Raw genomic sequence first — 14,647 nt, forward strand, 5'->3', positions numbered from 1 at the left:
TTGGGGGTCGAACCCCCAAACCCCCCCCCGGGGGGGGGGGCGGGGGTTACCCCCCGCGCGAGACACGGCGAAGGGATAAGGGCGAGCGCATTCCGCGAGCACACCTCACCCAATCCCGCAGCCCTCACCCAATCCCGAAGCCCTCACCCAATCCCTCGCCGAACGATCAGAAGTCAACCGGCGCCGGCACGGCTTCGACGGCTTCCGCGTCGAGCTGCGCGCCGATGCCGAGCTTCTCCTTGATCCGCTTCTCGATCTCGTTGGCGATGTCCGGGTTGTCGCGCAGGAACTTCCGCGCGTTCTCCTTGCCCTGGCCGAGCTGGTCGCCCTCGTAGGTGTACCAGGCGCCGGACTTGCGGAGGATGGCCTGGTCGACGCCCATGTCGATCAGCGAACCCTCGCGGGAGATGCCGTGGCCGTACAGGATGTCGAACTCGGCCTGCTTGAAGGGCGGGGCCATCTTGTTCTTCACGACCTTGACGCGGGTGCGGTTGCCGACCGGCTCGCCGCCGTCCTTGAGCGTCTCGATGCGGCGCACGTCGAGCCGGATCGAGGCGTAGAACTTCAGCGCCTTGCCACCGGTGGTGGTCTCCGGGGAGCCGAACATGACGCCGATCTTCTCGCGCAGCTGGTTGATGAAGATCGCGGTGGTGCCGGAGTTGTTCATGGCACCGGTGATCTTGCGCAGCGCCTGGCTCATCAGGCGGGCCTGGAGGCCGACGTGCGAGTCGCCCATCTCGCCCTCGATCTCGGCGCGCGGCACGAGCGCGGCCACGGAGTCGATGACCAGGATGTCGAGCGCGCCGGAGCGGATCAGCATGTCCGCGATCTCCAGCGCCTGCTCACCGGTGTCCGGCTGGGAGACGAGCAGCGCGTCGGTGTCCACGCCGAGCTTCTTGGCGTAGTCGGGGTCCAGCGCGTGCTCCGCGTCGATGAACGCCGCGATGCCGCCGTTGCGCTGTGCGTTCGCCACCGCGTGCAGGGCGACCGTGGTCTTACCGGAGGATTCCGGACCGTAGACCTCGATGACCCGGCCGCGGGGCAGGCCACCGATGCCGAGGGCGACGTCGAGGGCGATCGCGCCGGTGGGGATCACGGCGATGGGCGCGCGGCCCTCTTCGCCGAGGCGCATGACCGAGCCCTTGCCGTACTGCTTGTCGATCTGCGCGAGCGCGAGCTCGAGCGCCTTGTCCTTGTCGGGTGCTGCAGGCATGGAAGTCCACCTCGCTGGTCGGAGCCCCGTCGAGGGCTCTCTGTGTCGGTTCTTCAGCTGTCCGGTCCGACGCTAGCGGCGGGGACCGACAATTCCAGGCGCGGCGCCCGATCTGTGGATCGCTGGACCCGATGTGGACAACACCTTAGACGAACACCTGTTCGAGGTCGGCAGCGACACACCCTTGCGGTAGGGTTTTCGCCCGCCCGGGTCAGGACCTGAGCGTATCCGCCCAGGTCAACGCCGTTCGGCCGGGACGTCGAAGGCGTCGCAGACCTCGCGCCAGACCTCCTTGGCCGGGATTCCCGCGGTCAGCGCCTGGTCGATGGTGCGTCCGCCGAGCCCGCTGAGGACGTGGTCACTGGCCAGCACCTGGGCCCGTCCGGGGCCGAACTCCTCGGCCATCAGCCGCCGGAAAACCGTGATCCGCATCGGACCCACTCTAACCGGGGCGCGAACGGCTCCTTCGCGCCGTCTACCGGCCCGGCTGGACGCTCGCCTCGAAGTAGTCGGCCAGCGTGCCGGGCGTGGGCGCCGCCGCCTGGTCACTCGTGTTCAGCTGGTAGATGAACCCGGCCAGCGGCCGGTCCGACACCGTGAACACCAGCACCGCCGACGTCTTCCCCGCGGCCGACGAGTAGTGCCCCTTGAGCCCGTTGCCGCCCCAGTCGGCCTCGGTGCGGTCGCCGCCGGCCGAGGCGAGCAGGCCGTCGGTGTACTGCTTGAGCGCGTCGGCGCTGTCGCCGTGGACGTAGGTCACCTGCGTGCCCGCCCGGCCCGGCGCGGAGCAGGTCGAGGCGGCCCCCAGGCTCTGCGCCGGTGCCGCCGGGCCGTTGCCCATGCCCCGCTTGCAGTCCCCGGTGTCGGCGATCTTCCCGGCGAGCTGGCGCAGGCAGCCCGTGAAGCCCTTGTCGTCCGCCTGCCCCGGCGTCTTGCACTGGTCGGCGGTGTAGGTCGTCACCGAGGACGACGACGTCAGGAACACCGTCAGCCCCACCGCGAGCGCCACGACGACCGCGGCGGCGATCCCGATCAGCAGCTTCTTCTTCCCGCCGGGCTTCGGCTCGGCCTTGTCGGGTGCGGGCGAGTACGCCGGGAAGTTCGACGGCACCGGCTGCGGGCCGCTGGGCGGGAAGTTCGACGGCGCGTAACCCGGGTACTGCGCCGGTGGCTGCGGTGGCGCGTACTGCGGGCGGCGCGGCGGGGCACCCGCGGCCACCGCCCCTTCGACGTTCTGGGTGCGCACGGACAGCCCGTCGCGGGCCACGTGCTGCGCGCCGAGCGCGACGGCGGTCTCCGGCTGGTCGAGGCTGCCGGGCACGACACCGAGCTTCTCCGCGATCATGGCGCCGACCAGCGGCAGCCGGCTCGACCCGCCGACGAGGTAGATGCCGGCCAGCCGGTCCGGGGTCAGCCCGGACGACCGCAGCGTCCGCGACAGCAGTTCGACGCTGCGCAGCATCGCCGGGCGGACCAGGCCTTCCAGCTCGCCGCGTGTGACGAGGACGTCCTTGAACGGCTCGGGCATCGGCACCTCGGTCTGCGGGTGCCGCGAGAGCGCCTCCTTGGCCGCCTTGACGTCCTCCTGCAGCGCGCGCCGGGTGCGCCGGTCGGCGGTGGACTCCGGGCGCAGCAGCCGCTGCCAGCGCTGCGGGTCGGAGTGCGAGACCTCGCGTCCGACGTGCACCATCAGCGCCTGGTCGACGTCGAGGCCGCCGAGGTCGGGCAGGCCGTCCTCGGCGAGCACGGTGAACCCGTTCTGCGTGGCGCCGACGACGGCGACGTCGAAGGTGCCCGCGCCGAGGTCGTAGACGGCGAGGGCCTGGCCGGGCGCGAGCGACTTGCCGGGGAACGACGCGAAGTGCGCCGCGGCGGCGACCGGCTCGGGCACCAGCAGGATGTTCGGGCCCATCCCGGCGAGCCGGGCGGCGGACATCAGCACGTTGCGGCGCGGCTGCCCCCACTGCGCGGGGTGGGTCAGCCGGACCTCGTCGGGCTGCTCGCCGCCGAGCTGGCGGGAGGTCTCCTCGAGCACGCGGCGCAGGATCGCGGCCAGCGCGTCGGCGACCGGGACGACGTCGGTGCCGAGCAGCAGGGTCTGCTCGTCGATGCGGCGCTTGGGGTTCGGCTCGAAGCGGGTCGGGTCGAGTCGGGCGCGGCGCTCGGCGTCCCGGCCGACCATGATCGTGCCCTCTTCGGTGGCGAACACCGCCGAGGGCATGTTGGCCGAGCCGTCCACCTCGACGACCCGGGGCGGCATCCCGTGCGCCGAAAGCACGGCGACGGTGTTGGACGTCCCGAGGTCCACGGACAGGATCCGCACAGCACTCCCCTTCGCGAAAAACACGCCCCGACGGCGCCCGCGTGATGCTGCCATGCGCGCGGTCACCGTGCGTGCGGACCCGGGAAAGTCACTGCTCCTTGACGGGGACGGCGATCAAGGTGCACGATAGTTGCACGGTTCGCGCAACTGAGTTGACCGAAGTGCGCAAGAGGGGAGGGGCGGATGCCGGAACTGCGACGCACCGGTGGTGAACCTGGGTACCCGGTACGCCTCGTCACCACACGCCGCGCAGGCGGTACGGAAAGCCATCGACCTCGTCGGGCCCGTCGAGCTCACGGTGAAACCCGTGGACGCGGTCGAAGCAGTCCTGCGCCGACCCGCCGGGATCGTCGTCTGCGACGCCACGACGAACCGGCACCTCACCACCGTCGCCCGCGCCACGGCCCGGCTCGCGGTGGATCTCGGTGGGCTCCGGGCCGTGAGAGGCCGCCCGATCGATGCCGGGCAAGCACCGGATCGGCGGGCGCGACCGCTTTCGAGGGTCAGCGTGGCGAAGCCCCCGGGCCCGAGGCGAAGCCCCGGTTGTCACAGTCACCTGCCCGGAACACCTGAACCACGTCCTGGCCACCGGAAGGAATCACCCGTGAGCGACCTCCCCATCCTCGCCGTCACCCTCGGCGACCCCGTGGGCATCGGCCCGGAGATCACCCTGAAGACCCTCGCCGAGCCCGAGGCCCTGCAGATGGCGCACGGGGTGGCGGTGGGTGACGCGATCGTGCTGGAACGCCTGGTCCGGCACCTGGGCCTGCACCTGGAGATCAACCCGATCGCCACGGTCGCCGACGCGCGCTTCACCACCGGCGTGATCGACGTGCTCAACCTCGGCGTGGTCACCGAAGACCTCCCGTGGGGCGAGGTGAACGCGACCGCTGGCGCCGCGGCGGTGGGGGCGATCGAGGTCGCCACCCGGCTCGCGCTGGCCGGCGAGGTCGACGCGGTGGTGACCGCGCCGATCAACAAGGAGGCCATCTGGGCGGCGGGCTCGCAGCACCTCGGGCACACCGAGATGCTCGGCGAGCTGACCGGGTCGACCCGGTTCAACACGATGTTCTGGGTCTCCGGGCTGAAGATCTTCTTCGCCACGCGGCACCTCTCCCTGCGCGAAGCGATCAACCAGATCACCCGGGAGAACATCGAGTACGCGATCCGGGAGGCGTACACCGCTCTGGAAGTGTTCGGCACGGAGAAGCCGAGACTGGCCGTGGCGGCGCTCAACCCGCACGGCGGGGAGAACGGCAAGTTCGGCGACGAGGAGATCATCGCGATCGCCCCGGCGGTCGCCGCCGCGCGGGTCGCCGGGCTCGACGTGGTCGGCCCGATCCCCGCGGATTCCGTGTTCCACCAAGGGATCCAGGGCCGGTTCGACGGCGTGCTCTCGCTCTACCACGACCAAGGGCACATCGCGTCGAAGACCTACGACTTCGACGGCACGGTGTCGGTGACGGTCGGCCTGCCGATCCTGCGCACGTCGGTCGACCACGGCACGGCGTTCGACATCGCCGGCACCGGCCGGGCGTCGCACGGCACCATGCGGGCGGCGTTCAAGGCCGCGGCCACCCTGGCGCCATACGCGCGGAAGCTGCCGGTCATCTACCCACCGGGCCTCCGGTGATCCCCCGCAAGCGCTGGGCGTACGTCATCCCGGTCGCAGTGGTCATGTACATGCTGGCCTACCTCGACCGCACGAACGTCGCGGTGATCCTGCCCTACATCGGCGACGACTTCCCGTTGTCGGCCGGCGCGAAGGGGCTGGCGAGCGGCATCTTCTTCGTCGGCTACCTGGTGCTGCAGATCCCCGCGGCGGTGCTGGCGGCGAAGTGGAGCGCCCGCAAGACCGTGCTGATCCTGATGATCGCCTGGGCGTTCGCGGCGGTGCTCTGCGGACTGGTGCGGAACGAAACCCAGCTGCACCTGGCCCGGCTGCTGCTCGGGCTGTTCGAGGGCGGGGTGTGGCCCGCGGTGCTGATCCTGCTGGCGTCCTGGTTCCCGCAGGCGGAACGGGCGCGGGCGAACGCGCTGTGGATGACGTGCCTGCCGATCTCGGCGATCCTCATGTCGCCGCTGTCCGGGTTCATGCTCGACCACATGTCCTGGCGCTGGGTGTTCGTCCTGCAGGGACTGCCGCCGCTGGTGTGGGCGGTCGTCTGGTGGTTCGCGGTCGCCGACCGGCCGGTGCAGGCCCGCTGGATCTCCGCGGAAGAACGCGAGTACCTCGAAACGACCCTGAAGGCCGAAGAAGACGCGAAGCCGGCGTTCGCCAAGCAGGGCTACCGGCAGGCACTGGCGAACCGGCAGGTGCTGCTGCTGATCGGCATCTACTTCTTCTGGATCACCGGCTTCTACGGCTTCAGCCTGTGGTTGCCGTCGGTGGTGAAGACGATGACCGGCGGCTCGGCCACCGCCGTCGGCTTTCTCTCGGCCGTGCCGTACGTCCTCGCCCTGGCCGGGATGGTCGCGTGCGCGCACTGGTCGGACCGGACCGGCAACCGGCGGCTCGCGGTCACGGTGCCGCTGCTCGTCGCGATCGGCGGGCTGCTGCTGGGCAACCTCGGGCACTGGCCGGCGGCCGTGCAGCTGGGGCTGCTCTGCGTCGTGGCGACCGGCGTCTACATGCCGTACGGGCCGTTCTGGGCCATCCCGAGCCGGATCCTCGGCCTCGAAGTGGTCGCCGTGGCGATGGGCCTGATCAACGCGCTGGGCAACCTCGGCGGGTTCGCCGGTCCCTACCTGGTCGGCTGGCTGACCGACGTCACCGGCACCGCGACCACCGGGTTCGTCGTCTTGGCCGGATTCCTCGCCGTGGCCGCCGGGCTGGCGTTCTTCGGGCTGAAACCCGTGACTGTGGAAGGCTCGGCGCATGCCCCAGCCGCGACCAGGCACCCGTGATCGGCGCGCGATGCTCCTGGAGGCCGTCCGCGACGGCTCCGGCGGCATCGCGGAGCTGGCCGAAGAGTTCGGCGTCTCCGAGTCGACGATCCGCCGCGACCTCGCGTCGCTCGCGGGCGCCGGGCACGTCGTCCGCACCTACGGCGGCGCGCTGGACACCGAGCGCAGTCCCCTCGAGAAGGACCGGGAGCACGCGGCGGCCAAGGACGCCATCGCCCGGGAAGCCGCCGCGCTCGTCCAGGACGGTGAAGTGGTGCTGCTCGACGCGGGCACGACCACCGGCAGGCTCGCCCGGCACCTCGCCCACCGCGAGGGGCTGACCGTGGTGACCAACGGCGTCACGGCGATCCGCGAGCTCGCGGGCTTCTCCGGGATCGACCTCATCGTCCTCGGCGGCCGGCTGCGGCACCCCACCGAAGCGATCCTCGGCGAGAGTGTGCTGGCGCAGCTGCGGCACATCTCACCCGATCGGGTGTTCCTGGACGCGGACGGCGTGGTCGCCGGCCGGGGGCTGTGCTGCCCGTCTCTGGAGCAGTCCGTGGTCAAGCACGCGATGCTCCACGCCGGCGGCGAAGCGTACGTGCTGGCCGACCACTCCAAGCTGGACCAGGCCCCTTTTTCCTACTGGACGCCGCTGGACCGCGACTACCGGCTGATCACCGACGAGCCGAAGGTCGACGTCGTGTTCCCGCGGTTCGCCCAGAGCGTGATCGTCGCCGGGGCGCCGGAAATTGTCGGTGGTGCCGCGCATCATGAATGACGTGGCAACCGACGTGCTCGACCTCTTCTCCCCCGCGACCCGGGACTGGTTCGCCGGGGCCTTCGCCGCGCCCACCGCGGCGCAGGAAGGGGCCTGGCGGGCCGCGCACGCGGGTGAGCACGCCCTCGTCGTCGCGCCCACCGGGTCCGGCAAGACGCTGTCCGCGTTCCTCTGGGCGCTGGACCGGCTCTCGGTGGAGCCGCCGCCGGCCGAAGCGACGAAACGCTGCCGGATCCTCTACGTCTCGCCGCTGAAGGCCCTGGCGGTCGACGTCCAGCGGAACCTGCGGGCCCCGCTCGCCGGCATCTCGCAGGCCAGCCGCCGGCTCGGGCTGCCGGTGCCCGGGATCGAAGTGGGCATGCGCACCGGCGACACCACCGCGGCCGAGCGCCGCGCGTTCGGCAAGACCCCGCCGGACGTGCTGGTGACCACGCCGGAGTCGCTGTTCCTCATCCTCACGTCGTCGGCGCGGGAGTCGCTGCGCGGCGTCGAGACCGTGATCGTCGACGAGGTGCACGCCGTCGCCGGCGGCAAGCGCGGCGCGCACCTCGCGCTCTCGCTGGAGCGGCTGGACGCGCTGCTGCCGAAGCCGGCGCAGCGGATCGGCCTGTCGGCGACGGTCCGCCCGATCGACGAGGTGAGCGCGTTCCTGGCCGGCGGCCGCCCGGTGCGCGTGGTCCAGCCGAAGCTGGCGAAGACCATCGAGGTCCGCGTCGAGGTCCCGGTGGAGGACATGAGCAACCTCGACGCGCCGCGCAGCGGGCCGGCGCCCAGCCCGCTCGACGCGCTGGAGTCCCTGGAATCGCTGACCGAAGCGTTCCCGCCTGGAAACATCGCACCGGGCGGCCTGGGCACCCTGGAAGAGATGGCCGGCAACCCCGTGCAGCGGCCGTCGATCTGGCCGGCGGTCGAGGAGCGGGTGCTGAGCCTGATCCGCGCGCACCGCTCGACCATCGTCTTCGCCAACTCGCGCCGGCTCACCGAGCGGCTCACCGCCCGGCTCAACGAGCTGGCCCTCGAGCAGACCGAGCTCACCCCGGCCGACGCGTTCCCGGCGGAAGCCGTCGGGCAGTCCGGCGTGAGCACCGGCGCGCCGCCGGTGATCGCCCGCGCCCACCACGGGTCGATGTCGCGGGAGCAGCGCACCCACGTCGAAGAAGCGCTCAAGTCCGGGCAGCTGCCGTGCGTGGTGGCGACGTCGTCACTGGAACTGGGCATCGACATGGGCGCGGTCGACCTCGTGGTGCAGATCGAGGCACCGCCGACGGTGGCGTCCGGCCTGCAGCGGGTCGGCCGGGCAGGGCACCAGGTCGGCGCGGTGTCGTCCGGGGTGATGTTCCCGAAGTTCCGCGGTGACCTCGTCTCCTGCGCGGTCGTCGCCGAGCGGATGGCGAGCGGGGCGATCGAGGCGGTCCGCTACCCGCGCAACCCCCTGGACGTCCTGGCGCAGCACGTCGTCGCCATGGTGGCGCTGGAACCGTGGACGGTGCCGGACCTCGCGGCGCTGGTCCGGCGGGCGGCCCCCTTCGCCGCGCTGCCGGACGACGCCCTGCACGCGGTGCTCGACATGCTGGCCGGCCGCTACCCGAGCGAGGAGTTCGGCGAGCTGCGGGCGCGGATCACCTGGGACCGCATCGGGGGCGAGCTGCGCGGACGTCCCGGCTCGCAGCGGCTGGCCGTCACGTCGGGCGGCACCATCCCGGACCGCGGCCTGTTCACCGTCATGACCCCGGGCGCGGACGACAAACCCGGTTCGCGCGTCGGCGAGTTCGACGAAGAGATGGTGTACGAGTCGCGCGTCGGCGACACCATCCTGCTCGGCACGTCGTCGTGGCGGATCACCGACATCACGCACGACCGGGTCATCGTGGTGCCGGCGCCGGGCGAGCCGGCGCGGATGCCGTTCTGGAAGGGTGACGCGCCGGGCCGCCCGCTGGAACTCGGCCGGGCACTGGGGAAGTTCGTCCGCGAACTGTCCACTTCGGACGACGAAAAGGCGCGCGAGCGGGCCCGGGCGGCCGGGCTGGACGAGCGGGCGTGCGACAACCTCCTCGCGTACCTGACCGAGCAGAAGGCCGCCACCCGGCACGTCCCGAACGACCGGACGATCCTGCTGGAGCGCTACCGCGACGAGCTCGGCGACTGGCGGATCGTCGTGCACTCGCCGTTCGGCGCGCAGGTGAACGCGCCGTGGGCCCTCGCGATCGCCGCGCGCCTGCGGGAAAACCGCGGGGTGGACGCGCAGGTGGCGCACTCCGACGACGGCATCGTCCTGCGGCTGCCGGACGCGCTGGACGCCGACGGCGGCGAGGTGACCATCGGCGCGGACGACGTGCTGCTCGACCCCGAGGAGGTCGAGCAGCTGATCGTCGCCGAGGTCGGCGGCTCGGCCGTGTTCGCGGCGCGGTTCCGGGAGTGCGCGGCCCGGTCGTTGCTGCTGCCCCGCCGGGACCCACGCCGCCGGACTCCGCTGTGGCAGCAACGGCAACGCGCGTCGCAGCTGCTGTCGGTCGCGGCGAAGTACGAGCGGTTCCCGGTCGTGCTGGAGGCGATGCGGGAGGTCCTGCAGGACGTCTACGACGTCAGCGGCCTGCGCGAGCTGATGGCCGACGTCCGGTCCCGCAAGGTCCGGCTGGTCGAGGTCGAAACGCCGGCCGCGTCGCCGTTCGCGCGCAGCCTGCTCTTCGGCTACATCGGGATGTTCCTGTACGAGACCGACGCACCGCTGGCCGAGCGGCGGGCGGCGGCGCTGTCGCTGGATTCGGGGCTGCTGGCCGAGCTCCTGGGCACCGAGGCGATCCGGGAGCTGCTGGATCCCGAAGCCGTCGCCGAAGTGGAACGGTCGCTACAGCGGCTCGATCCCGAGCGTCACGCGCGCTCGGCCGAGGACGCCGCCGACCTGCTGCGGTTCCTCGGCGACCTGACCGTCGAGGAGGCCGCGGAGCGCGGGATCCAGGCGGAGTGGCTCACCGAACTGGAGGCGGCGCGGCGGGCGATCCGGGTGCGGATCGGCGGCTCGGAACGGTTCCTGGCGATCGAGGACGCCGGCCGGGTGCGTGACGCGCTGGGCACCGCGCTGCCGGTGGGCGTGCCCGAGGCGTTCACCGAACCGGTCGCGGACCCGCTCGGTGACCTGCTGTCGCGCTACGCCCGCGGCCGCGGCCCGTTCGCCGCGGCGGATGCGGCCGCGCGGTTCGGGCTCGGCACGGCGGTCGTCACCGGCGTGCTCGACCGGATGACCGGGGAAGGCCGCCTGGTGCGTGGCGAGCTGAGCCCGGTCGGCCATCCGGAAACCCACGGGGTCGGGGTCGAATACTGCGATTCGGCCGTGCTGCGCCGGCTGCGGCGGGCGTCGCTGGCGAAGCTGCGAGCCGAAGTCGAGCCGGTCGAACCGGCGGCACTGGGCCGGTTCCTGCCCGCGTGGCACGGGTTCGGCGGCCGCGTCCGGGCGGCCCCGACGGCCGACGACGTCCTGTCGGTGGTGGAGCAGCTCGCCGGGGCACCGTTGCCGGCGAGCGCGGTGGAGTCGCTGATCCTGCCCGGGCGGCTGCCGGGCTACTCCCCCGCGCTGCTGGACGAGCTGACGACCGCGGGCGAGGTCACGTGGGCGGGCTGCGGCGCGCTCTCCGGCGGGGACGGCTGGATCGCCCTGGCCCCGACCGATGTGGCCGACCTGCTGCTGCCCGAAGTCGTCGAGGACATCCCGACCGGCCCGCTGCACGACGCCATTGTGTCCACTTTGGAGGGTGGCGCGCTGTTCTTCCGCCAGCTGGTGGACCGCGCGACGGTGCTGGTGGACAAGGCCCCGGACGACGCCGAAGTCGTGGCGGCGCTGTGGGACCTGGTCTGGGCGGGCCTGGTCACGGGCGACACGCTGGGGCCGTTGCGCGCCCAGGTCGCCGGGCACGGCGCCCACAAGCCCCGGCGCCAGGCTCCCCGTGGCCGGTACGCACGGCTGCGGGCGGGGCGGCCCCAGATGCCCTCGCGATCCGGACCGCCGACGGTCGCGGGCCGGTGGGCGCTGACCCCGCCCCGCGAAACCGACGCGACCCGCCGGGCGCACGCGCGGACGGAGGCGTTCCTGGAGCGCCACGGCGTACTGACCCGCGGTGCGCTCGACACCGAGCGCGTCACGGGCGGGTTCTCCGGGATCTACAAGGTGCTGCGCGGCATGGAGGACACGGGCCAGGTGATCCGCGGTTACGTCGTGGAAGGCCTCGGCGCGGCCCAGTTCGCGGCGAAGGGCGCGGTGGACCGCTTGCGTGCCCTGTCGGGCCCGGGCCGTCCGGCTCCGAGCCGGCCGGTGGTCCTGGCGGCGGCGGACCCGGCCCAGCCGTACGGCGCGGCGCTGCCCTGGCCGGCGGCCACGGGCGACACGAAGCACCGCCCCGCCCGCAAGGCCGGCGCACTGGCCGTCCTGGTCGACGGGGTTCCGGCCCTGTATGTGGAGCGAGGAGGCCGATCCCTGCTGAGTTTCACAGAGGAGCGCCAGGCGTTGTCGGAGGCGGCCAAGGCACTGTCGGCCGCGGTCCGCGAGGGCTGGCTGGGCCAGCTGTCGGTCCAACGCGCGGACGGCGAGCAAGCATTGACCTCGGACCTGGCGGAGGTACTCCAGGAGGCCGGCTTCCGAGCCACGCCCTCAGGCCTGCGGCTACGAGCCTGAGGCCGCGCTGCTGGTCGGGGCCGGGTCGCCAGCCGCAGGCCCGGCAGCTCGCCCGCACCTCCGCCTTGCTGCCGGAATCGATCCGCTGCACGGCAATCCACCTCCCGGCACCGGCCATCCGCCACCAGCGCCGATTCGCCGCCGCGCGCCTTTGTGCGTCGCCGGGCGGGCCGGGTTGGCTATTCCGGCGCGACCTTCTTCCTCGCTGGCCTAAGCTGCCAGTCCGACACGCACGAAGGATGTTCTGCTCATGGCGATGCGCGAACTGCGCTATTTCGGGGACCCGATCCTCAAGTCCGTCTGCGACCCGGTCACCGTGTTCGACGAGAAGCTCGAGGCGCTCGTGCGGGACCTGGTCGACTCCGTCAAGCCCGCCGGGCGGGCCGGGCTGGCCGCGCCGCAGATCGGGGTGGGGCTGCGCGTCTTCAGCTATGACGTCGCCGGGCTGACCGGGTACGTCGTCAACCCCGAAATCGTCGAACTGTCCGAAGAAACGCACGAGATCAACGAAGGCTGCCTGTCGGTGCCGGAACTGTGGTTCCCCACCAAGCGGGCGAAGCACGCGAAGGTCCGCGGCGTCGACGTCCACAACGAACCCATCGAGGTCGAAGGCGAAGACGTGCTGGCCCAATGCCTGCAGCACGAGACCGATCACCTCGACGGCGTTCTCTACCTCGACCGGCTCACCGCCGAGCGCAAGAAGTCCGCCCTGCGTGAAGCGCGTGACAAAGACTGGTTCTGGAAGCGCTGAGCTCAGGCCGGCAGGAACATCCTCAGCCGCGCGCCGTCCTCGATGCTGCGTTCCGTGCGCAGACCGGCTCGGGCCGCCGTGCGGGGCAGGACGTCGTCGCCCGCCAGGCAGTCCGCGGACAGCTCCGTGATGCCCTGAGCCTCCGCCAGCACCGCGAGCCGCGCCAGCAGGGCCGTGCCGATTCCCTGCCGCTGCCAGTCGTCCTCCACCAGGAGGGAGATCTCGGCACCGCCTGAATTCATCGGGATGAGCTGGGCCAGGCCGATCACCTCGCGGCCGAAAACGGCGAGCACACTCGTGCCGCGCGGAGGCACCAGCAGCCGGTGCAGGCGGCGGCGCGGGATCGTCCGCACTCCCGTGTGGTAGCGCCGGAACAGCGTGGCCATCGAGCACCGGCGATGCAGTTCGGCCACCGCGTCGGCATCGCCGGGGACGCCCTTGCGCAGGACGATCGCCGCGCCGTCCGGGCGGTCCAGGACCACCGGGCCGGCCGCGTTCCGGGCCGCCGCCGCGAGCAGTGTCACCAGCGCTTCGGCGCGGGTCAGCTCCAGCTGCACGAACGGCGCCCACTGGCGGCGCGCCACCAGCGCGCTGCCGCCGGCCAGCCCGAACACGGCCCGGTGCCCGCTCTCCGTGCGCGCCGGGTTCGCCTCGGCGGCGGGGACGAGCGTGACGACGTCCGCGGCCAGGATGTCCTTCAGCACTTCGGCGAGGCGGGCCGGGGCGTCGACCGCGCGGCGGGCCGCGAGCAGCGTCGACGCCGACGGGTCGACCAGCTCGTGGACGTCGGCGTCGATGATCGCCGTGCACTCGCAGCCCTCGGCGCGGATCGCGTCGGCCAGGTGCCGCCGGGGCAGGCCGGTCGCGGGGCGCAGCACGATCTCGTCGAGCACGCCGCCCGGCACCGGCAGCACGGACAGGCCGAGGATGTTGCACTCGAGGTCGGCGAGCCGGATGGCGATGCGGGCGAGGGTGCCCGGGTGGTCGTGCATCCGGATCCGCACCCGCCACGCCGACGGCACCGCCGTCTCCTCGGCGGCGACCGTCCGGACCGGCTGGGGCAACGCTCTGGAAGTCTCCATGCCTCCACGTTCCCCCGGGGTTGTTGCCGCCCCAGGACGCCGGTGTTTCGCGCAGATCAGCGTTCGACGCGCCCCGGCAACGCGGCCGAAACACCCGGCCCGGACCACGGCTCGGCCGCCGGCGTGACCGCCGGCCGGTCGAGGTGCGTTTCCCGGCGATCCGGCGCCCCCGCCCGTCGGGAATCCCAGCTCAGCGCGGGGTCAGCACGCAGAACTCGTTGCCCTCCGGGTCGGTCAGCACCCGCCACGGCAGCGCGGGACCGCCCAGGTCCGCCGGCGCCGCACCGGCCGCGACGACCTCCGTCACCGCCGCGGCGTGGCCGGCGTCCGCCGGGGGCGCGATGTCCAGGTGGACGCGGTTCTTGACCCGCTTGACGTCGTCGTTGCGCAGGAATTCCAGCCACGGTCCCCGGCCGGACGGCGCGCGCAGGCCCACCAGTTCGCCGCCTTCGCGGGCCTGGACCGGCCAGCCGGTGATCCGCGCCCAGAAGCCCGCCAGGAGCTCCGGTTCGTGGGCGTCGACCAGGATCGACGCCACCGCGCCGGTGTCCGCGTACCGCTCGCGGGGTTCGAGGACGCAGAATTCGTTGCCTTCCGGGTCCGCGAGCACCACCCAGGGCACGTCACCCTGCCCGAGGTCGACCCGGCGGCCGCCCAGCTCCACGGCGCGCGACACCAGCTCGGCCTGGTGCGCCCGGGTCGTGCTCGCCAGGTCCAGGTGGATGCGGTTCTTGACCTCCTTGGGTTCCGGAACGGGCACGAAGACGAGGTCCAGGTCCCAGCCGTCGCTCTCCGGGGCGCGGACGTCGACCTCGCCGGCCTCCTCGACGGCGACGTGCCAGCCGAGCAGCGCGGCCCAGAAGCCCGCCAGGGCATCCGGGCGCGCCGCGTCGATCACCAGGTTCACCAGGCGCGTGGTCATGCGCCGCAGGCTAACCGCCACCTCCG

At 72.6% G+C, this 14,647-nt stretch carries 11 protein-coding genes; 5 read left to right on the forward strand and 6 right to left on the reverse strand.

The genetic code is table 11. The annotated features are described in order from the left end of the window. Nucleotides 1–166: 166 nt before the first annotated feature. From recA to ACFVYA_RS03530, 4 genes are all read right to left on the reverse strand, one after another. A complete protein-coding gene (gene recA, locus ACFVYA_RS03515) occupies nt 167–1,213 on the reverse strand; it encodes a recombinase RecA (protein ID WP_387041949.1) in 1,047 nt (348 codons plus the stop codon). 237 nt (nt 1,214–1,450) lie between these two features. Further along, a complete protein-coding gene (locus ACFVYA_RS03520) occupies nt 1,451–1,645 on the reverse strand; it encodes a DUF3046 domain-containing protein (RefSeq protein ID WP_285989608.1) in 195 nt (64 codons plus the stop codon). Nucleotides 1,646–1,688: 43 nt separating this feature from the next. After that, nucleotides 1,689–3,536: an Hsp70 family protein gene (locus ACFVYA_RS03525; RefSeq protein WP_387041952.1), complete on the reverse strand. Its 1,848-nt coding sequence runs from the start codon at nt 3,534–3,536 to the stop codon at nt 1,689–1,691. Nucleotides 3,537–3,771: 235 nt separating this feature from the next. After that, on the reverse strand, nt 3,772–4,005 hold the full coding sequence (locus tag ACFVYA_RS03530; protein WP_387041954.1) for a hypothetical protein: 234 nt from the start codon (nt 4,003–4,005) through the stop codon (nt 3,772–3,774). 135 nt (nt 4,006–4,140) lie between these two features. On the opposite strand from ACFVYA_RS03530, the gene pdxA reads away from it, so the two are divergent. The 5 genes from pdxA to def all read left to right on the forward strand — a co-directional run bounded on the left by pdxA (nt 4,141) and on the right by def (nt 12,617). Next, on the forward strand, nt 4,141–5,169 hold the full coding sequence (gene pdxA, locus ACFVYA_RS03535; protein ID WP_387041957.1) for a 4-hydroxythreonine-4-phosphate dehydrogenase PdxA: 1,029 nt from the start codon (nt 4,141–4,143) through the stop codon (nt 5,167–5,169). Next, entirely contained in the window at nt 5,166–6,443 is a 1,278-nt protein-coding gene (locus tag ACFVYA_RS03540; protein WP_387041960.1) for an MFS transporter, read from the forward strand. Before pdxA ends, ACFVYA_RS03540 begins: the two co-directional genes overlap by 4 nt. Continuing rightward, the gene (locus ACFVYA_RS03545; RefSeq protein WP_387041963.1) at nt 6,415–7,203 is read left to right on the forward strand and encodes a DeoR/GlpR family DNA-binding transcription regulator; all 789 of its coding nucleotides are present in this window, start codon (nt 6,415–6,417) and stop codon (nt 7,201–7,203) included. Before ACFVYA_RS03540 ends, ACFVYA_RS03545 begins: the two co-directional genes overlap by 29 nt. Beyond that, nucleotides 7,196–11,866: a DEAD/DEAH box helicase gene (locus ACFVYA_RS03550; protein ID WP_387041966.1), complete on the forward strand. Its 4,671-nt coding sequence runs from the start codon at nt 7,196–7,198 to the stop codon at nt 11,864–11,866. Before ACFVYA_RS03545 ends, ACFVYA_RS03550 begins: the two co-directional genes overlap by 8 nt. A gap of 250 nt (nt 11,867–12,116) precedes the next feature. Beyond that, complete coding sequence (gene def, locus ACFVYA_RS03555) at nt 12,117–12,617, forward strand: peptide deformylase (RefSeq protein WP_387041967.1); 501 nt, start codon at nt 12,117–12,119, stop codon at nt 12,615–12,617. Between the two features lie 2 nt (nt 12,618–12,619). On the opposite strand, the gene ACFVYA_RS03560 is transcribed toward def, so the two are convergent. Further along, nucleotides 12,620–13,699, reverse strand: a complete 1,080-nt coding sequence (locus ACFVYA_RS03560) for a GNAT family N-acetyltransferase (protein ID WP_387041969.1) — start codon at nt 13,697–13,699, stop codon at nt 12,620–12,622. Nucleotides 13,700–13,889: 190 nt separating this feature from the next. Beyond that, nucleotides 13,890–14,621 (reverse strand): VOC family protein, encoded by a 732-nt coding sequence (locus tag ACFVYA_RS03565; protein ID WP_387041972.1) that lies wholly within the window; start codon nt 14,619–14,621, stop codon nt 13,890–13,892. Between the last annotated feature and the right edge of the window lie 26 nt (nt 14,622–14,647).

Source organism: Amycolatopsis sp. NPDC058278 (assembly GCF_042881395.1).
GTDB lineage: Bacteria > Actinomycetota > Actinomycetes > Mycobacteriales > Pseudonocardiaceae > Amycolatopsis.